Source organism: Burkholderia sp. MSMB2157WGS, assembly GCF_001532755.1.
Taxonomy (GTDB): Bacteria; Pseudomonadota; Gammaproteobacteria; order Burkholderiales; family Burkholderiaceae; genus Burkholderia.
In genome coordinates, this window is sequence record NZ_LPJG01000030.1 from 1,251,588 (window position 1) to 1,269,825 (window position 18,238).

An 18,238-nucleotide genomic window follows, 5' to 3' on the forward strand; every position below is an offset into this window, starting at 1 on the left:
CGCCGGTCGGCCTCGCGCCGCGTGGTGTGAAGCGCGTTCGCCGCGAACGGCCAACGCTGCCGATAAAAAACGGGCCGAGTCTAGGAACGACAATTTCGGACGTCGACGCAATGCGCTCTATAACGCTTATAGATGCGCCGCATGAAGCGCGGGCGCCCCGCCGCACGCGCGCGGCGCGGCGGGGCGCGCGCACGGCCTCGGTGTTTTCTTTATCCGGGTCGGTAAATGTCCGTGTGGCGCGGCTGTCACTCCGGCTATGGCGGCCGAATTTGGCCGACTACGCTGCGTCTCCGATCGTGTCACCCGCACGCTTTCGCGCCGCGACGGCGCCCGGCCCGCCGGGCCGATGCCGCGCTTTTCCACCGCCCGCTCCTGGAGAACCCGCATGTCCGCATCCACGGCCCGCGCTGCCGACGGCAAGCGCTATACGTACGAATGGTATGTCGTCGTCATCTGCATGCTCGCGTACGTCTTTTCGTTCGTCGACCGCCAGGTCCTCGTGCTGATGATCGAACCGATCAAGCGCGACCTGCACCTGTCCGATACGCAGTTCAGCCTGCTCAACGGCTTCGCGTTTTCGCTGTTCTACGCGGTGATGGGCCTGCCCGTCGCGTATCTCGCCGATCGCTATGCGCGCCCGCGCATCATCTCGCTCGGCATCGCGCTGTGGAGCGTCGCCACCGCCGCGTGCGGGCTCAGCCAGCATTTCGTGCAGATGTTCGTCGCGCGGATGGGCGTCGGCGTCGGCGAGGCCGCGCTGTCGCCCGGCGCGTATTCGATGCTCGCCGACTACTTCCCGAAGGAGAAGCTCGGACGCGCGATCGCCGTGTATTCGCTCGGCTCGTTCATCGGCGGCGGCATCGCGTTCCTGATCGGCGGTTACGTGATCGCGCTGCTCAAGCATGCGAGCGCCTTCACGCTGCCGGTCGTCGGGCAGGTGCATGCGTGGCAGGTCACGTTCCTGATCGTCGGGCTGCCGGGGATCCTCGTTGCGCTGCTGTTCGCCGCGACCGTGCGCGATCCTCAGCGCAAGGGGCTCGCGCAGGATCGCTCGGGCGCCGTGCGGCGCGTGTCGATGCGCGATTCGCTGCGCTTCGTCGGCGCCCACCGCGCGACCTTCTCGTGCCACTACCTCGGCTTCTCGTTCTACGCGATGACGCTGTACTGCCTGCTGAGCTGGACGCCTGCGTTCTATATCCGCCGCTTCGGGATGACGGCCGTCGAAGCCGGCTACACGCTCGGCATCGTGCTGCTCGCCGCCAACACGGCCGGCGTGTTCTGCGGCGGCTGGCTCAACGACTGGCTGCTGCGGCGCGGCCGCGGCGATGCGCCGATGCGCGCCGGCGCGATCGGCGCCGCCTGCATGGCGATCCCCGCGACGCTGTTCACGCAGCTCGACAGCCTGCCGGCGTCGCTCGCGATGCTGGTCGTCGCGATGTTCTTCGCGTCGTTCCCGATGCCGACGTCGACCGCCGCGATGCAGACGCTCGCGCCGAACCAGATGCGCGCGCAGATCTCCGCGCTGTTCCTGCTCGTGTCGAACCTGATCGCGCTCGGGATCGGCACGACCGTCGTCGCGCTGTTCACCGATCGCGTGTTCGGGGCGCCGGCCGCGGTCGGTCATTCGATGTCGATCGTCAACGTCGCGGCGGCCACGCTGGCCGCGCTGCTGCTCGCCGTCGGCTGCCGCCACTATCGCCGCAGCCTCGATCGCGAACGCGGTCACGCGTCGGCCGCGGCGCCGCAGGCGGCCGGCGCAGGCGACGCGATCGCCGTCCGCTGACACGCCGGACACCTGAGCGCGCCCACGAATCATCCATCCCACTGATTCAGGCATCGCTTTTTAATCGATTTGATTTATGCGATGCCCGTCCCTATTCTCGATCGCATGACGGCCCGGCGCGCTGCCGCGCCGCTTTCCTCTACCCCACGGAATTTCCCATGCAAGCGAACCGCCACCAGGTCCGGATCGACGCGCTGATCGACGCGGCACAGGACATCCGCTGTTTCCGGGTCTCGCGCGTCGACGGCCAGCCGTTCGACGCGTACGAGCCGGGCGCCCATATCGACGTCACCGCGCCGTCCGGCATCACGCGGCAATATTCGCTGTGCGGCGACCCCGACGAGCGCGGCAGTTATCTGTTCGCGGTGAAGAAGGAAACGCGCTCGCGCGGCGGCTCGCGTTCGCTGCACGACGACGTGCGCGTCGGCACCGAATTGTCGATCGGCACGCCGCGCAACCTGTTTCGTCTGACGGATGACGCGAGCGAGCACGTGCTCGTCGCGGCCGGCATCGGCATCACGCCGCTGCTGTCGATGGCGTACGCGCTGAACCGGCGCGGCGCGCGCTACCGGTTGCATTACTTCGCGCGCAGCCGCGAGCACGCCGCCTTCGTCGACGAACTGTCGGCCGAGCCGTTCGCATCGCACGTGACGTTCCATTACGGCGTCGAGCCCGATGCGCTCGCGGCCGAGCTCCGCGGCTGCGTCGCGTCGATCGATGCACACGCACATGTCTATACGTGCGGCCCGGGGCCGTTCATGGATGCGGTCGTCGCCGCGGCCGCCACGCGGGTTCCCGACGAGGCGATCCATCTCGAACGCTTCGCGGCGGACCCCGTCGCCGCGGATACGGGCCACGCCGCAGCCGACACCGGCGCTGCCGACGGCTTCGAAGTGCGCCTGCGGCGCAGCGGGCAATCGGTGCGCGTGACGCCCGACACGTCGATCGTCGACGCGCTCGCGCGCATCGGCGTCGAAGTCGATACGTCATGCGGCGAAGGCGTGTGCGGCACCTGCATGGTGCCCGTCGTCGACGGCGAGCCCGATCACCGCGACCACTGCCTGAGCAAGGCCGAGCGCGCGAGCAATGCGGTGATCTGCTGCTGCGTGTCGCGCGCGCGTTCCGCCGTGCTGGTACTCGATCTCTGATAAGCCGAGTGCGTCGACATGCGGCGGCGCCGACCTGGCGATCGACCCATGCGCCGGAGACCGGTGCAGGCCGGCGCCGGCGACCTCCATCGGCCGCCCGTCGCGCCCCGCCCGAGCGTCATTCGTCGAAGCGCTCGACGATCTCGGCGAGCAGCGCGCGCATCCACGCGTTGCCCTCGTCCTCGTGGAAGTGCTCGTGCCAGTGCATCGTCACCGGTGCGGGCGGCAGCGTGACCGGCAGCTCGTACAGGCGGAATGCGTTGTCGCGGTTCAGGATCTGCGCGAGCCGCTTCGGCAGCGTCGCATACAGATCGGTGACCGACAGCACGCTCGGCAACGCGACGAAGTGCGGCACCTCGAGCGCGATGTTGCGGCCCACGCCCTGCGCGCGCAACGCATCGTCGAGCGCGTGGTGGCTGTGCTCGACCGATTTCACGTTGACGTGCGCGGCGCGCACGAACTGCTCGAGGCTCAGCGCGACCGCCGTCGGCAGCCCGCGCCGGCGCCCCGTCATGCATACGTAGGTTTCCTCGAACAGCACCTGGTGGCGCGTGCGCGGCATCAGCTCCGGCAGGTTGCCGATCGCGAAATCGAGCCGGCTCGCGCGCAGCGCTTCCTCGATCTCCTCCACCGGCAACGGCTGCACGCTCAGCGTCACGCGCGGCGCACGGTCGCGCAGCGCCTGGCAGATCGCCGGCAGATACGCCATCTCGCCCGCATCCGACAACGACAGCCGGAACGTGCGCGTGCTGGTGGCCGGATCGAAGCGCTCCGCATAGCGCAACGCGACGCGCACCATGTCGAGCGCCTTGCCGACGATGCCCGCGAGTTCGAGCGCGACCGGCGTCGGCTGCATGCCCGAACGCGTCCGCACGAACAGCGGATCGTCGAACAGCGTGCGCAGCCGGCCGAGCGAATAGCTGACGGCCGGCTGCGACAGCGCGAGCCGCTCGCCGGCCTTCGTCAGGCTGCGTTCCTCGACGATCGCCTGGAACACGCGCAACAGGTTCAGATCGAGATGATCGACCGACGTCATCACCGCCTCCACTATTCGTCGAATTGATGCGTGAACGCATTCTAAATCAGTGAAGCGGATTCTTATGCACGCACCTGGCGTCTTGCCGTCACGCTTCCGGCCGATGGAACATCTCGTGGATCACGCCGCGCAGCCATGCGATGCCCGGGTCCGCCGCGAACTGCACGTGCGTGTGCATCTGGATTTCGATCGGCGGCAGCACGAACGGCAGCGGAAAGATCCGGAACGCGCGGCCGCGATTGAAACGCTCGGCGACGCTGCGCGGAAAGATGATCGCCAGATCGGTGCGCTGCACGATCTCCGGCGCGACGATGAAATGCGGCAGGCGCAGCACGACGGTGCGCTCGACGTGCAGCTCGTCGAGCCACTTCTCGACCATCCGGTGGCCGGTCGCGTTGCTGCTCGCATAGACGTAGCGCAGCGCGGTCAGGTCTTCCTGCGTCGGCGCGCGTTTGCGCAGCGGATGGCCGGCCCGCACCATGCACACGTGCTCGTCGGAGAACAGCGTTTCGCTCACGCAGCCGGGGCCCGGGTCGGGTACGTAGCCGAGCGCGAGATCGATCTCGCCGCTGCGCATCGCGGCGCCGACGGCATCGACCGCCGCGCTTGCGATGTCGACGCGAATGCCCGGCGCGGCTTGCGCGAGTTTCGCGAGCAACGGCGGCAGGAAATAGAACTCCGACATGTCGGACATCGACAGGCGAAACGTGCGGCTCGCGGTAGCCGGATCGAAATGCGCGACCTGCTGCACCGCGAGATCGATGATGCCGAACGCGCGCGTCAGCGGACCATGCAACTGGCGGGCGGCATCGGTCGGCGCCATGCCGGCGGGCGTTCGCACGAACAGCGGATCGTCGAACAGGTTGCGCAGGCGCCGCAATGCATGGCTGACGGCCGGCTGCGTGAGCCCGAGCCGCTCGCCGGCCGCGGTCAGGCTGCGCAGTTCCGAGATCGCGAGGAACACCCGCAACAGGTTGAGGTCGGTAACGACCGGATGGGATTTGGTCATGGCGCTCGTGAGCCGCGGCGGGGGCGCGTCGACCCGACCGGCGAGCGGTCGCGCGACGCGGCGCAGACTACTCGGCCGATGTTATCTCAAAACTTTCGCTGGCCATCGGGAAATGCGGCGTGGCGCCTGTGAACGGCGGCAGCGCGTCGAAATCGGCGCGCATCCGCAAGCGGACCGGCGACGCCAGCGCGCGCGCCAGGGCATCGACATCGTCGAACACGACCTTGTTGCGCTGCATCGCGTCCGCACGCGGCGCCGGCAGCGCGCTCCGGTAATCGACGCGCGTGTAGATCTCGATCGCGCGGACGCCCGGCAATTGCGCCATCAGCGGCGGATGACGATCGAGGTAATGCGACAGCCATGCGTTCGGGTCCTCGGCGTTACCTTCGTAGCTGACGAGGTAGGTGCAGCTTCGCGCAGCTGCGGCCGCGCCGGCACCGGGCAGCGGAATCCGGCGCACGGCCATCGCCTGCTGCGCGACACGCCGCCCCGCCGCCTGCCATCGCCTCACGCATGCGGGCGCGGCGCCCGTCGGCGCGAGCATCGCTTCGAGCGTGTCGAGTTCGCGGAAATAGCCTTGCAGCACGCATGCGGGAGATGGCGGGCGGGCGACGGGATCGGCGTGGTCGGCCGCCGCCGCGACCGGCCGATGCACGACCAGCCGCGTCAGACCGGGCGCCCGACGCAGCACCGCCACCGCCTCGTCGATACGGGGTAGCGGTCCGTCCGCATTGTCGGCGTCGCCACGATCGACGATCAGAAACAGGCAGACTTCCATCCGTCACCCCGCCTGCGCGGCCAGCGGATGCGCGAGCCGATGGAACGCGCGACCGAAATAGATCAGCCCGTCGGCGGCCGCATGCAGCGCGATGTGGTCGACCTCGACGAACATCACCGAATGCGAGCCGACCGACTTGCTGTCGACGATGCGCCCTTCGAGGCTGACGTTCGCGTCGGCCAGCACCGGCACGCCGGTCTTGCCGTCCCGCCAGCGCGTGTCGTCGAAGCGTGCGTCGCCCGGCGCCGGCGTCATGCCGGCGAACGTCGTCGCGACTTCCTGGCACGCGGACGGCAACAGGTTGATCGCGACGCGCCCGTTGCCGCGCATGATGTCGTGCGCGCGGCTGCCGCGATTGATGCACACCAGCATCGTCGGCGGCGTGTCAGTCACGGAGCAGACGGCGCTCGCGGTGATGCCCCAGCGGCCATGCGTGCCGTCGGTGGTAATGACGTTGACGCCGGCCGGCAGGCGCGACATCGCCTCGCGAAAATCCCGGCGGACGTCGTCGTGAATCGTTGCATCGTTCATCTCATGCTCCTGCTGCAAGGAATCGGGGTGGCGGCCGATCACGGATACGGCGTGACGGGTGCGATGCCGGCGAACACGGCGCCGGAGCCGTCGTAGGTCGCTTCGCCGAGAAACGCGTGCTGCGTGACCACGATCGAATCGCGCACCAGTTGCTGCAGACGGTTCTCTCGATAGATCGCGGCCGTCCCCGCCAACTGGTACGCGTGCATCACGACCTTCGCGCAGACCTGCGCGGCATGTGTCGCGCTCAGCCGCAACAGGTTCGTCTGCTGCGTCGAAACCGGCTGGCCGGCGGCCAGCGACGCCCACGCCGCCTCCGCCGTCTCGTAGAAAAACGCGCGCGCGCTGCGCCAGTCGGCCTCGGCCTTCGCGAGCCCTTCGCGGTAGTACGGGCGATCGGCGAGGCGCGGCGCACCGGTGGTCGTCTTCGTCGTGCCCGACATCGCGGTGAGCAGGTCGAGCGCGGCCCGCGCGATGCCGACGTTCACGGCCGCGTGCACCTGCGCCTGGTATGCGACGGCCGGATAGCGGTACAACGGCTCGTCGACGGTCGGCTCGCCGCCGCGCACGAAGGTCCACGCTTCGGCGACGAACCGGTCGTCGAGCGCGAGATCGTGGCTGCCGGTGCCCTGCATGCCGACCACGCGCCAGTTCTCGACGATCTCGACGTCGGCGGCCCGAAACACCGCCGTGAACGGCTTGCCCGGCGCGCCGCCGTCGGCCGGCGCACCGCCGATGCCGACGCCGATCCAGTCCGCGCCCTTGCAGCCGCTCGCGAAGCGCCAGCGGCCCGTCACGCGGTAACCGCCCGGCGCGCGCCGCGCCGGTTGCAGCGGATAAAGCCCGCCCGCGAACACCTGGTCGGGGCCGTCCGCGTAGATCGTGCGCTGCGTGTCGAGCGGCAGCGCGGCGAGATAGGTATTGGCCGAGCCGAACGCCGCGACCCACGCGGCCGATCCGTCGGCGATCGCGATCCGTTCGAGCATCGCGAGGAATACGTGCGGCGGCAGCGCGTCGCCGCCGAAGCGCGCCGGCGTACCGGCGCGAAAGATGCCCGCGCGCTTCATCATCGCGATCACGTCGCGCGGCACGTGCGACAGCCGGTCGAATTCGTCGCGCCGGCGCTCGACCTCGGCGATCACCGCATCGAGCGGCAGCGGTGCACCGTCGGCAGGTTGCGACGGAACGGGCGCGTCGTCGGACACGACGGCGCGGATGGCGGAATTGGCTTGCATGGTGACTTCCTGAAAGGACGAAGGGTCTGGAGCAAAGACGGGCGGCGGTCAGCGCGATCAGGCCGCATCGCGCATCGCCTTCGGATGGGTTTCGGGCGCGATGCAGGTCGCGACGACCGTGATCGCGCCGAGGATCACGAGATAGATGACGATCGGCGTCGCGCTGCGGTAATGCGCGAGCAGCGCGGTCGCGATCATCGGCGACAGTCCGCCGCCGAGGACCGACGCGATCTCGCGGCCGATGCCGAGCCCGGAAAAGCGCAGGTGCACCGGCAGCAGCTCGCTGATGAACGCCGGCTGCGCGCCTTCGAGGATGCCGATCGCGACGCTGTTGGCCAGGATCAGCGCGACGATCACGTGCGAGAACGTGTGCGACTGCAGCAGCGTGAAATACGGATACGCGATCAGCACCACGGCGACGGCGCCGAGCAGATAGACGGGCTTGCGGCCGACCCGGTCGGTCAGGCGGCCCGCGAGCAGCGTCACCGGGATCATCAGCAGCATCGATATCACGAGCCCGCTCAGCAGCCACGATGCGTCGAGGCCGATGAACTTGCCGTACGCGAGCGAGAATGCGAAGAACAGGTACGACACCGCGCCTTCGCCGAAGCGCAACCCGAATACGGTCAGCACTGCGCGCGGGCATTCGCGCAACACGTCGACGAGCGGCGTCGCGCTGGCCTGCTGCGTCGAGCGCGCTTCGGCGAACGCCGCGCTTTCGCCGATCGAACGGCGCATCCACAGGCCGAACCCCACCAGCACGACGCTCGCGAGAAACGGGATGCGCCAGCCCCAGCGTTCGAGGTCCGCCGCCGGCAACTGCTGCACGAGCAGGAACGCCGCGGTCGACAACACGAAGCCGAACGCCGCGCCGCACGGACTCCACGCGGCCAGCGCACCGCGCCGGCCGACCGGCGCGTTCTCGTGAATCAGCAGGATGCTGCCGCTCCATTCGCCGCCGGCCGCGAGCCCCTGCAGCACGCGCAGCAGCACGAGCGCAACGGGCGCGGCGATGCCGATCTCGCGATAGGTCGGCAACAGCCCCATCCCGACGGTCGCCGCACCCATCGTCAACATGGTTAGCATCATCACGGTCTTGCGGCCGTATCGATCGCCGATGTGCCCGCACAGCAGGCCGCCGATCGGACGCGCGACGAAGCCCACCGTGAAGCCGCCGAACGCGGCGATCGTGCCGGTCAGCGGATCGCTGCCGACCGGAAAGAACAGCTTGCCGAACAGCAGCGCGGCGGCCGTCCCGTACAGGAAGAAGTCGTACCATTCGAGTGCCTGTCCGAGCACGGCGGTCGCGACCGCACGTCGGACCGAACTGGTGCTGCGAGAAACGGGCAACGTAACCGCTGACAGGGGCGCTGGTGAGTTCATGGGGAGCCGGTAATAAGTTCAGTTGTCCTGCCTGTCCGGTATCCGGCGGCAGGTCCGCGATCGAATCTGTTCACTGCGTCCGAATCACGATAAGAGCGTGGCCGGATGCGGTCAAATTCCCGCCAAAAATGGCGCCCATGAATGACATGCATGCGCACGCCGAATCGTGACGCGCCCGTCTAATTATCCATAAGGCTTATTTGATTGCCTTTTTTAGATCAATTTGACGGATGAAATCGCGACGACGAAACTGGTTCTGCCAGCCGCACGAGGTCCGCCCGATCGGGCCTTGCACTTCCTCGCGACTCTTTCCCCACGACGACGATGAGCGACATTCCCTACCAGACGATCGACACCCGCGCGTTGCATGGTCTCGCGCAGCCCGACCGCATCGCGCCCGCGATGTATCACGACCCCGCGCTGTTCGAAGCCGAACTCGACCGCATCTTCTACCGCACCTGGATCTGGGTCGCCCACGAGAGCGAGCTGCCGAATCCGGGCGACTTCGTCACGACGACGATCGGCCGCCAGCCGGTGATCGTCGTGCGCGACAAGACCGGCGACATCAACGTGCTGCAGAACCGCTGCCGCCATCGCGGCGCGACCGTGTGCGAAGCGCACAAGGGCAACGCGAAGGGCTTCACGTGCCCGTATCACAGCTGGTCGTATGCGCTCGACGGCACGCTGCGCGCGCTGCCGTACGGCGACGGCTACGAAGGCGTGTGCGACAAAGCCGACCTGCCGCTCGTGAAGCTGCGCGTCGGCGTGTACCAGGGGCTGATCTTCGCGAGCTTCAACGACGCGATCGAACCGCTCGAGGATTTCCTCGGCGGCGCGAAGCCGTGGATCGACCTGTTCATGAAACAGGGCGCCGGCTACCCGATCAAGGCGAACGGCGAGCACAAGTTCAAGTTCAAGGGCAACTGGAAGATCCAGCTCGAGAACACCACCGACCTCTACCACTTCCCGGTCGTGCACAAGTCGTGGATGAAATCGATCGACGACGAGACGGCCGCCGCGATCACGAGCTTCATGACGAGCGAGGACGCGTTCTGCCGCGCGCTCGGCAACGGCCACAGCCTCGCGGTGCTGATGCCCGAGCTGATCGATCTCGACGAGGACGACGGCGCGCCGCTGCCCGAGCGCTTCGCATCGCTCGCCGCGACGCTCGCCGAGCGCCATGCGCCGGACGAAGTGCGTCGCATCGTGCGCTCGCTGATGGGCGTCGGCTTCAACCTGAACCTGTTCCCGAATCTCGCGCTGTCGATGGCGTTCTTCCGCGTGCTGCGGCCGATCTCCGCGCACGAGACCGAGATCCGCCACGTCGCGCTCGCGATGGACGGCGGCCCCGACGAAGCGAACCGCGAGCGGCTGCGCATTCACGAGCACTTCCAGGGCCCGTTCGGCTTCGGCAGCCCCGACGATGCGGAAGCGTGGGAGCGCGTGCAGCGCGGCGCGCACGCAGGCCCCGACGTGCCGATCCTCGTGAATCGCGGGCTGAACCGCGAGACGACCGCCGCGAACGGCGAAAAGACCGCGCATGCGACCGACGAGACCGGCATGCGCGAGGCCTACCGGCAATGGCGCAACATGATGGAGCAGCAATGATGGACGACCGCAACGCCCTTTTCTCCGAGCAGACCTTCGCCCGCGCAGTCGAATTCGTGTGGCGCGAAGCGGAGATGCTCGACCGCCGCGACTACCGCGCGTGGCTCGACCTGTGGGATCCGGCCGGCCACTACGTGGTGCCGATCGATCCCGACACGACCGATTTCGCGGCGACGCTGAACTACGTGTTCGACGACCGCGACATGCGCGAGAAGCGCGTGCAGCGGATGATGTCCGGCTATTCGGCATCGGCCGCCGATGCGGCGCGCACGGTGCGCACCGTGTCGCGCTTCACGCTGGAAAGCAGCGGCGCCGACACCGTCGAGCTGAAATCGGCGCAGGTCGTCGTCGCGTACAAGCGCGGCGTCGCGACGCTGTTCGCAGCCGACGTCACGCACAAGCTGCACGTCGATGCCGACGGCGAGATGCGGATCGCCGAGAAAGTCGTGCGCCTGATCGACTCGACCGAAGCGCTCAGCGCGATCGGCTTCCTGCTGTAAGCCGCGGCCGGTTCGCCGTCGCCGACGCAACGGTGAGCCGGTCACCTTCACCTGTGAGCGGCCGGCGGTTCGCCGTCGCCCGCGCAAAGGTGAACCGGTCACCTTCACCTTTCCGGACGACCATGCCCACACTCGAAGTTTTCCTGCCGGCCGGCCACGACGACGCGCGCAAGGCCGAACTGATCGCCCGACTCAGCAACGCGACCGTCGACGCAATCGGCGCACCGATCGAATCGGTGCGCGTGCTGCTCACCGAGCTGCCCGCGACGCATATCGGCCTCGGCGGCCGCAGCGCCGCGGACGGCGCGCCGCCATCGCTGCCGGTGATCGTCGCGATCCTGATCGCCGGCCGCACCGACGAACAGAAACGCGCGCTGATCGCCGCGCTGTCCGACGCGGGCGCGACCGTGCTCGACGCGCCGCTGCACGCGACGCGCGTGATCGTCAAGGACATTCCGAACACGGACTTCGGCATCGGCGGCCAGACCGCGCGGGCGCTGGGGCGCTGACCATGCGCCGCGCATCGCCGCCCCGCCGTGATGCGACGCAGCCGCTAGGCGGGCGCGTCGGCGAGCGGCAGCGTCACGCGGCAGTCGAGCCCGCCGCCCGCGGCCGGGCTCGCGGCGATCCGCCCGCCGTGGCGCGCGACGATGCTCTTGCACAGCGACAACCCGATGCCGTTGCCGCCGACCTTCGACGACGAGAAGCCGTCGAACAGCCGGTCGTGCGCGCCGGCTTCGATGCCCGGGCCATTGTCGATCGCCCGCAATTCCGCGTGGCCGGCCACGTTCGCGGTGCCGAGCGTCAGCGTGCGCGGCACACGCTCGCAACTGGCGAACGCCTCGATCGCATTGAACGCGAGATTCAGGATCACCTGCCCGATCAGCACGCGCTCGCAGCGGATCGGCAGCGGCGCGTCGGCCTGCACGATCGCGACCGTCACGCCGGCCTCCTTCGCGCGCAGCTCGATGAAGTACGCGACATCCGCGAGGATGTCGCGCAGGTCGGCCCGCACGACGACCGGCTCGCGCTTCACGATGAATTCGCGCACGCTCTTGATGATCAGCGCCGCATGCTCGGCCTGCCGGTCCGCGCTGCGCAGCCCCCAGATCGCGTCGTCGACGGCGCCGTTGCCGTTCAGCCGCCGCACCGCGCCTTCGATGAAATTACGCACGGCCGCGAGCGGCTGGCTCAGTTCGTGCGCGATCACGGTCGCCATCTCGCCCATCGCGTTGTAGCGGCCCGCGTATTCGAGCATCCGCGCTTCGGCGCGACGCGCGTCCTCGATCGCGACTTCGTCGCTCACGTCGCGGAACTGCACGAGCAGCCCGTCGAGATCGTCTTCGATCTCGACCTGCCGGCACAGGATGCGCAGCCAGCACGCCGAGCCGTCGCGCCGCACGATCCGGTAGCGCTGCGGCGCGGACGGATGCGCCGACGGCGCATCGCGCAACTGCGCGACGAGCCGGTCGCGATCGGCCGCGCAGCAGTAGTCGAGCACCTCGCCGAGCGGCTCGTCGGGCGCGAGGCCGAGCACGCGGCGGCCCGACTCGCTGATGAACTGCACGCCGCCGTGCGGCGTCACGACCGCGATGCCTTCGTCGAGATCCTGCATGAACTCGCGCAGCCGCGCCTCGTAGCGGCGCAACTGCTGGCGAACCGCCTCCTCCGCGCTGATGTCGCGAAACTGCACCATCACGACGTCGCGCCCGCGCAGCGGCACGTAGGTCGCGGTGGCCTCGGACAGCATGTCGACGCCCGTGCGCGATCGATAGCACCATTCGTACACCTGCGGCCCGTCCGCGCGCGCACGATCCCATGCGCTCACCGCGATCTCGCGCCGGTACTTCGGCTCGGGGCGCGTCATGTCCGGCGCCTTCAGCGGCAGCAGTTCCTCGACGGAAAAGCCGAGCGCGATGCACGCCGCGCGATTCGCCCACACGATCGCCCGGGTGCGCGCGTCGTGCAGCAGCACGCACGTGGTCAGCGCGTCGAGCAGCCGGTGGAAATCGTCTTCGTCGGGAAAACTCATGATCGGATTCGGAGGAAGGTGCGCGGCGTCGTCGCGCGGCCGGAAACCCAACATAGCACCGGCGCGCGCCGATCGCATCTGAAGATTTCTTTAGGCCGGCACGGAGCGTCACCAGTCGCGCGGCCCAACGCACCAATTGCTGCGTGTTTTCGGCGTTTCTAGACTGGGGTCTGTTTGCATATGAAACGCACATGCGAATGCCCGAAATCGCCCCACTCCCAGGAGACTTTCATGCCGCAAGCCGCCCTCGCCATCGAATCCGCACCGGCCTCGCCGCCCGCGGCAAGTCCCGCGCTCGGGCAGTCGTCGCCGCTCGATGCGGTGATCGAAACCGTCGCCGCGCGCCGCGAGGAATTCGAGCGGCTGTCGCACGTGCCGCGCGACGTCATCGCGCTGTTCAAGCAGGCCGGCATCTATCGCGCGGGCACGCCGCGCCGCTTCGGCGGCGACGCGCTCGCGCCGACTGCGTTCCTCGACACGATCGAACGGATCGCGACCGCCGACGGCTCGGCCGCGTGGGTCGCGAGCTTCGGCTCCGCGAACGTCTACCTCGCCGCGCTGCCGCTCGCGACCCAGGCCGAGCTGTACGCGAGCGGCCCCGACCAGGTGTTCGCGGGCGGCCTGTTCCCGGTGCAGCCCGCGCTGGCCGCGCCGGGCGGCTGGCGCGTGAACGGCACGTGGAAATTCGCGAGCGGCTGCAAGGGCGCCGACTGGCTCGGCGTCGGCATCGCCGTGCCGGGCGCGCAGGACGCCGCACCGAACAAGCCGCGCACGGCCGTGTTCCGCGCCGCCGACGTCGAGATCATCGAGAACTGGAGCGTGGTCGGCATGCAGGGCACCGGCAGCCACGACCTGCGCGTGAACGACCGCTTCGTGCCCGAAGCGTGGACCTTCGTGCGCGGCGGCGAGCCGACCGTCGACGAGCCGCTGTACCGCTACCCGACCGTCGCGTATGCGGCGCAGGTGCTGGCCGTCGTCAATCTCGGCCTCGCACGCGCGGCGCTCGACGTCGTGAACCGCATGTCCGGCGGCCGCCAGACGACGACCGGCGCGCCGCGTCTCGCCGATCGCGCGTATTTCCGCATCGAGCTCGCGAAGGCCGAGGCGCAACTGCGCTCGGCGCGCGCGTTCTTCTACGACGCGACCGACTCGGTCTGGCAATCGATCCTCGCCGGCAATCCGGTGACGCCCGACCAGGTCAGCCTGCTGCGGCTCGCGGCCACGCAGATCGCCCGCGAAGGCGCGAGCGTCGTCGAGCGCGCGTACCGCCTCGGCGGCACGGCGGCGATCTATCGCACGCATCCGCTGCAGCGGCTGCTGCGCGATGCGATGGTCGTCACGCAGCATGCGTTCCTCGCCGAAGGCAACTTCGACGGCGCGGGCGCGGTGTTTACCGGCGTCACGCCGTTTCCCGGCTATCTGTGACCCGCATCGACCGACGCCTTTGACGAATGCGCATGAAGCCGGACCCGACGCGCCGTCGCCGGCCGGTTCAAGCACCCGACCGATTCTTCTGGAGAACCCGATATGTCCGATTCGAATCCGCTGCCGCTGCGCGTGCTGTTCTGCTGCGGCGTGTCGCAGAATTTCTTCGACCTGCCGCGCGAGCGGATCGGCGAAGTGTGGCAGGCGTACGGCGCGATGCTCGCGGCCGTCGAAGCGATGCCCGGCGTGCGCGTGCTCGGCGTGATGGACGACGACCGCCTCGTGGTCGGCCAGGCCGACGGCGCGCCGTGGACCTTCTACATCATGGCCGACGTCGCCGATTTCGACACGACGGTCGCCGTGTGCAACCTGTACCGCACGACGCCCGTCGGCGAATACAACCTGTGGCGCTACGGCAAGATCGAGGCACGCGTGGGCCGCGCGCTGACCGTGCCGCCGGCCGCGCAGCCCGCGGCGTGAGGCGCGCGATGACCGATCCGTCACCTGCCGCGATCGACGCGCTCGCACGGCGCGTCGCGGCGCTCGACGCCGAGCGCGCGGTGCGTGCGACGCTCGCGCGCTACATGGCGCTGTGCGACGTGCCCGAAGAGGCCGGCGCCGGCCCGTCGCTGGCCGAGCTGTTCACGGCCGACGCCGTGTGGGAAGGCGTCGGCACGCAGTACGCGCGGAAGTTCGGCCGCGTCGAAGGCCCCGCCGCGATCGTCGCGATGCTCGGCCGCTATCTGCCGCCCGATCCGCATTTCGCGGCGAACCTGCACTTCCTGACGTCGGAGTCGATCGAGATCGGCGCCGGCCACGCAAGCGCGCGCGGCCGCTGGATCATGCTGCAGGCGTCGCGCTATGCGGACGGCTCGGCCGAACTGATCGCCGCGCGGCTGACCGTCGATTTCGCGCCGGCCGCCGACGGCGCCGCCTGGCTGATCCGCCATTTCCGCACCGAACGCGTGCTCGACGGCCCGTGGCCGCTCGCCGCCGCGCCACGGCCCTGATGTTTCCCGCTGCTTTCGCACGATACCGACCATGACAGGCTTCATCGACACCTTCACGCTCGGCGGCCCCGGCCCGACGATCGCGATCAAGGACACGATCGACATCGCCGGCCATCCGACCCGCGCGGCGAGCCGCGCGCTCGCCGACGCGCCGCCGGCCGGACGACACGCGGACGTGGTCCGCCTGCTGCTCGACGCCGGCTGGCAGATCGCCGGCAAGGCGAACATGCACGAACTCGCATTCGGCATGACCGGCATCAACGACTACACGGGCACGCCCGTCAATCCGCAGGACGCCACGCGCATTCCGGGCGGCTCGTCGAGCGGCTCCGCATCGCTCGTCGGGCTCGGCGCCGTCGACGCGGCGCTCGGCACCGACACCGGTGGCTCGATTCGCGGGCCGGCCGCGTGCTGCGGCGTGGCCGGGCTGAAACCGACGTTCGGCCGCGTCTCGCGGCGCGGCGTCGCGCCCGCCGACACGACGCTCGATTGCGTCGGACCGTTCGCCCGCGAGATCCGCACGCTCATCGCGGCGATGGCCGCGATCACGCCCGACTTCGACCGTGTACAAGCGGCGGCTTGCGCAGCCGGCTGCACGGTCGCGCAACTCGCCGTCGAAGCCGATCCGGCGATCGCCGCCGCGCTCGACGCGGCCGTTCGCGCGTCGGGCCTGCGTTCGCACACGATCGTGCTCGATGAAATGCCGGCCGCGTTCGCGGCGGGACTCACCGTGATCAACGCGGAAACGTCGCGCGCGTTCGGCCATCTGGTCGAAACGGGCCGGCTCGGCGCCGATCTCGACGCGCGACTGCGCACGGCCGCGACGACGACACCGGCCGCGCTCGCGGAAGCCGAAGCCGTGCGCGCACGCTTCACCGCGCAGGTCGATGCCGCGCTCGAACACGCGGACGTGCTGGTGCTGCCGACGCTGCCCGCGTTGCCGATCACGCTGCAGCAGGCGCGCGACGGCGTATCGGTCATCGCGATGTCGTCGCTGATCCGGCCGTTCAACCTCAGCGGCCATCCGGCGCTCAGCCTGCCGCTGCCGCTCGCCGGTTCGCCGTTGAAGGCCGGCTTGCAGATCGTCGGGCGCAAGGGCGCGGATGAAAGGGTCTGCGCGATCGCGGCACACTTCGAAGCGGCACTGGCCGCATGAACCACGATACGGGCGCCGCTTTCGCCGGCGTGCGCCCTCGAACCACAGGACCCACACCATGTCACACCGAGTCGTCCTCGTCACCGGCGCCGCGCGCGGGCTCGGCGCCGTCATCGCCGAACGCTTCCATGCGGCCGGCTATCGCGTCGCGCTGGCCGACATCGCCGCCGACGCCATTCACGCGCATGCGCGCGAACTCGATCCGAGCGGCGAACGCGCGATCGCGTGGCCGCTCGACGTCACGTCGAAACGCGATTTCGAAGCGGCGCGCGATGCGCTCGTCTCGCGCTGGGGCATGGTCGACGTGCTCGTCAACAACGCGGGCGCATCGAAGGTCGTGCCGGCGATGGAAATCACCGCCGAACAGTTCGACCAGGTGATCGACGTGAACCTGCGCAGCGTGCTGTTCGGCTGCCAGGTGTTCGGCCAGTACTTCGCGCAGCGCGGCGCGGGCCGCATCGTCAACATCGCGTCGCTCGCCGGGCAGAACGGCGGCTCGGCGACGGGTGCGCACTATGCGGCCGCGAAAGGCGGCACGCTGACGCTGACCAAGGTGTTCGCACGCGATCTCGCCGCGCACGGCGTCACCGTCAACGCGATCTCGCCGGGGCCGCTCGATCTGCCGATCGTGTACGAAAGCGTCGCGCCCGACAAACTGCGCCAGGTGCTCGCGAGCCTGCCGGGCGGCAAGCTCGGGTCGGCCGGTTTCGTCGCGGATGCCGCCGTGCTGCTCGCGTCGGGCGACGCGCATTTCGCGAACGGCGCATGCTGGGACATCAACGGCGGGCTGTACATGCGCTGAACGCGCCGAACCTCATCGCGACGATTCCGCGTCGTCGCCCCACACGACCATCACGTCGCGCACCAGCGCGGCGATCGACGTCGCGCCGAGCTTCTCCTTGATGCTCGCGCGATGCACGTCGACGGTCTTCACACTGATCGACAGATCCGAGGCGATCTGCTTGCTGCCCTTGCCGTCCACGACGCCGCGCAGCACTTCCTTCTCGCGCGCGGTCAACGCATCGAGCCGCTGACGCAGCTCGCGGTGGCGCTGGCTCACCGCGTGCCGCTGCTGCGCGAGCCGCAGCGCACGCTGCACGCGCTCGAGCATCTGCTGCGAGTTGTACGGCTTCTCGACGAAATCGATCGCCCCGTTCTGCAGCGCGCGCACCGACATCGGAATGTCGCCGTGCCCGCTGACGAAGATCACCGGCAGCGTCGCGCCGCGCGCATTCAGTTCGGCCTGCACGTCGAAGCCGCTTTTCTCGGGCATGCGCACGTCGAGCACGAGGCAGGCGGGCAGATTCACGTCGAAGCGTGCGAGAAAGTCGGCGGCGTTCGCGAAGCCCTCGGACGCGATGCCGACCGATTCGAGCAACCACGCGAGCGACGTCCGCATGCCGCCGTCGTCGTCGACGATGTATACGATCGGTGCGGGTGACGTCATCGCGGGGGTCTCGCTGAATATCGGTATCGGTATCGCACGCGCCGCACGGAAGGCCGGTGGCCGGCGTGTCGCGCGCGTCGTTCGCGTGGGGGATGTGCGGCACATCATAACGAGCCGAAAACCCGCTGAAAACCCCTGCACGTGCCGCACGAACGCG

Annotated in this window: 18 protein-coding genes; 10 read left to right on the forward strand and 8 right to left on the reverse strand. The window is 69.2% G+C overall.

From position 1 onward, the window contains the following. The first annotated feature begins 385 nt into the window (after positions 1–385). Together WT53_RS24060 and WT53_RS24065 are read left to right on the forward strand one after the other, a co-directional pair. Positions 386–1,783 carry an MFS transporter gene (locus WT53_RS24060; RefSeq protein ID WP_034205432.1) on the forward strand — a complete coding sequence of 466 codons (1,398 nt, stop codon included), beginning with the start codon at positions 386–388 and terminating at the stop codon, positions 1,781–1,783. A 158-nt stretch (positions 1,784–1,941) separates the two neighbouring features. Then, positions 1,942–2,931: a PDR/VanB family oxidoreductase gene (locus WT53_RS24065; protein WP_060261861.1), complete on the forward strand. Its 990-nt coding sequence runs from the start codon at positions 1,942–1,944 to the stop codon at positions 2,929–2,931. 118 nt (positions 2,932–3,049) lie between these two features. On the opposite strand, the gene WT53_RS24070 is transcribed toward WT53_RS24065, so the two are convergent. The 6 genes from WT53_RS24070 to WT53_RS24095 form a co-directional block, all read right to left on the reverse strand. Beyond that, entirely contained in the window at positions 3,050–3,967 is a 918-nt protein-coding gene (locus WT53_RS24070) for a LysR family transcriptional regulator (RefSeq protein ID WP_034206245.1), read from the reverse strand. An 88-nt stretch (positions 3,968–4,055) separates the two neighbouring features. Then, positions 4,056–4,976: a LysR family transcriptional regulator gene (locus tag WT53_RS24075; RefSeq protein WP_059830550.1), complete on the reverse strand. Its 921-nt coding sequence runs from the start codon at positions 4,974–4,976 to the stop codon at positions 4,056–4,058. Between the two features lie 67 nt (positions 4,977–5,043). Continuing rightward, positions 5,044–5,754 (reverse strand): EthD family reductase, encoded by a 711-nt coding sequence (locus WT53_RS24080; RefSeq protein WP_060261864.1) that lies wholly within the window; start codon positions 5,752–5,754, stop codon positions 5,044–5,046. 3 nt (positions 5,755–5,757) lie between these two features. Beyond that, positions 5,758–6,285 (reverse strand): flavin reductase, encoded by a 528-nt coding sequence (locus tag WT53_RS24085; protein WP_059830546.1) that lies wholly within the window; start codon positions 6,283–6,285, stop codon positions 5,758–5,760. 38 nt (positions 6,286–6,323) lie between these two features. Further along, complete coding sequence (locus WT53_RS24090) at positions 6,324–7,520, reverse strand: acyl-CoA dehydrogenase family protein (protein WP_082727521.1); 1,197 nt, start codon at positions 7,518–7,520, stop codon at positions 6,324–6,326. 57 nt (positions 7,521–7,577) lie between these two features. Then, the gene (locus WT53_RS24095; protein WP_060261866.1) at positions 7,578–8,903 is read right to left on the reverse strand and encodes an MFS transporter; all 1,326 of its coding nucleotides are present in this window, start codon (positions 8,901–8,903) and stop codon (positions 7,578–7,580) included. Between the two features lie 324 nt (positions 8,904–9,227). Between WT53_RS24095 and WT53_RS24100 the strand changes: the two genes are divergently transcribed. From WT53_RS24100 to WT53_RS24110, 3 genes are all read left to right on the forward strand, one after another. Next, a complete protein-coding gene (locus WT53_RS24100) occupies positions 9,228–10,511 on the forward strand; it encodes a Rieske 2Fe-2S domain-containing protein (protein WP_060261869.1) in 1,284 nt (427 codons plus the stop codon). Further along, positions 10,508–11,011 carry an aromatic-ring-hydroxylating dioxygenase subunit beta gene (locus WT53_RS24105; protein ID WP_059784478.1) on the forward strand — a complete coding sequence of 168 codons (504 nt, stop codon included), beginning with the start codon at positions 10,508–10,510 and terminating at the stop codon, positions 11,009–11,011. Before WT53_RS24100 ends, WT53_RS24105 begins: the two co-directional genes overlap by 4 nt. 122 nt (positions 11,012–11,133) lie before the next feature. Beyond that, positions 11,134–11,520 (forward strand): tautomerase family protein, encoded by a 387-nt coding sequence (locus WT53_RS24110; RefSeq protein ID WP_059784481.1) that lies wholly within the window; start codon positions 11,134–11,136, stop codon positions 11,518–11,520. Positions 11,521–11,564: 44 nt separating this feature from the next. Here WT53_RS24110 and WT53_RS24115 read toward each other — a convergent pair whose 3' ends face one another. Next, positions 11,565–13,121 carry a sensor histidine kinase gene (locus tag WT53_RS24115; RefSeq protein WP_060261872.1) on the reverse strand — a complete coding sequence of 519 codons (1,557 nt, stop codon included), beginning with the start codon at positions 13,119–13,121 and terminating at the stop codon, positions 11,565–11,567. A gap of 153 nt (positions 13,122–13,274) precedes the next feature. Between WT53_RS24115 and WT53_RS24120 the strand changes: the two genes are divergently transcribed. The 5 genes from WT53_RS24120 (at position 13,275) to WT53_RS24140 (ending at position 17,436) form a co-directional block, all read left to right on the forward strand. Beyond that, complete coding sequence (locus tag WT53_RS24120; RefSeq protein ID WP_060261876.1) at positions 13,275–14,468, forward strand: acyl-CoA dehydrogenase family protein; 1,194 nt, start codon at positions 13,275–13,277, stop codon at positions 14,466–14,468. A gap of 102 nt (positions 14,469–14,570) precedes the next feature. Then, entirely contained in the window at positions 14,571–14,948 is a 378-nt protein-coding gene (locus tag WT53_RS24125) for a hypothetical protein (protein WP_034205439.1), read from the forward strand. 8 nt (positions 14,949–14,956) lie between these two features. Then, positions 14,957–15,478, forward strand: a complete 522-nt coding sequence (locus WT53_RS24130; protein ID WP_034205440.1) for a nuclear transport factor 2 family protein — start codon at positions 14,957–14,959, stop codon at positions 15,476–15,478. A gap of 31 nt (positions 15,479–15,509) precedes the next feature. Beyond that, a complete protein-coding gene (locus WT53_RS24135) occupies positions 15,510–16,634 on the forward strand; it encodes an amidase (protein WP_034205441.1) in 1,125 nt (374 codons plus the stop codon). Positions 16,635–16,692: 58 nt separating this feature from the next. Continuing rightward, positions 16,693–17,436 (forward strand): SDR family NAD(P)-dependent oxidoreductase, encoded by a 744-nt coding sequence (locus WT53_RS24140; RefSeq protein ID WP_034205442.1) that lies wholly within the window; start codon positions 16,693–16,695, stop codon positions 17,434–17,436. Between the two features lie 12 nt (positions 17,437–17,448). Here the strand turns inward: WT53_RS24140 and WT53_RS24145 are convergent, their stop codons facing one another. Continuing rightward, the gene (locus WT53_RS24145; RefSeq protein ID WP_034205443.1) at positions 17,449–18,081 is read right to left on the reverse strand and encodes a response regulator transcription factor; all 633 of its coding nucleotides are present in this window, start codon (positions 18,079–18,081) and stop codon (positions 17,449–17,451) included. Between the last annotated feature and the right edge of the window lie 157 nt (positions 18,082–18,238).

Coding starts and splice junctions, on each gene's coding strand:
- WT53_RS24080 (WP_060261864.1), bottom strand. CDS start 5,754: ATGGAAGTCTGCCTGTTTCTGATCGTCGATCGTGGCGACGCCGACAAT.
- WT53_RS24110 (WP_059784481.1), top strand. CDS start 11,134: ATGCCCACACTCGAAGTTTTCCTGCCGGCCGGCCACGACGACGCGCGC.
- WT53_RS24130 (WP_034205440.1), top strand. CDS start 14,957: ATGACCGATCCGTCACCTGCCGCGATCGACGCGCTCGCACGGCGCGTC.
- WT53_RS24140 (WP_034205442.1), top strand. CDS start 16,693: ATGTCACACCGAGTCGTCCTCGTCACCGGCGCCGCGCGCGGGCTCGGC.
- WT53_RS24135 (WP_034205441.1), top strand. CDS start 15,510: ATGACAGGCTTCATCGACACCTTCACGCTCGGCGGCCCCGGCCCGACG.
- WT53_RS24060 (WP_034205432.1), top strand. CDS start 386: ATGTCCGCATCCACGGCCCGCGCTGCCGACGGCAAGCGCTATACGTAC.
- WT53_RS24090 (WP_082727521.1), bottom strand. CDS start 7,520: ATGCAAGCCAATTCCGCCATCCGCGCCGTCGTGTCCGACGACGCGCCC.
- WT53_RS24100 (WP_060261869.1), top strand. CDS start 9,228: ATGAGCGACATTCCCTACCAGACGATCGACACCCGCGCGTTGCATGGT.
- WT53_RS24070 (WP_034206245.1), bottom strand. CDS start 3,967: ATGACGTCGGTCGATCATCTCGATCTGAACCTGTTGCGCGTGTTCCAG.
- WT53_RS24085 (WP_059830546.1), bottom strand. CDS start 6,285: ATGAACGATGCAACGATTCACGACGACGTCCGCCGGGATTTTCGCGAG.
- WT53_RS24145 (WP_034205443.1), bottom strand. CDS start 18,081: ATGACGTCACCCGCACCGATCGTATACATCGTCGACGACGACGGCGGC.
- WT53_RS24105 (WP_059784478.1), top strand. CDS start 10,508: ATGATGGACGACCGCAACGCCCTTTTCTCCGAGCAGACCTTCGCCCGC.
- WT53_RS24095 (WP_060261866.1), bottom strand. CDS start 8,903: ATGAACTCACCAGCGCCCCTGTCAGCGGTTACGTTGCCCGTTTCTCGC.
- WT53_RS24065 (WP_060261861.1), top strand. CDS start 1,942: ATGCAAGCGAACCGCCACCAGGTCCGGATCGACGCGCTGATCGACGCG.
- WT53_RS24115 (WP_060261872.1), bottom strand. CDS start 13,121: ATGCGATCGGCGCGCGCCGGTGCTATGTTGGGTTTCCGGCCGCGCGAC.
- WT53_RS24075 (WP_059830550.1), bottom strand. CDS start 4,976: ATGACCAAATCCCATCCGGTCGTTACCGACCTCAACCTGTTGCGGGTG.
- WT53_RS24125 (WP_034205439.1), top strand. CDS start 14,571: ATGTCCGATTCGAATCCGCTGCCGCTGCGCGTGCTGTTCTGCTGCGGC.
- WT53_RS24120 (WP_060261876.1), top strand. CDS start 13,275: ATGCCGCAAGCCGCCCTCGCCATCGAATCCGCACCGGCCTCGCCGCCC.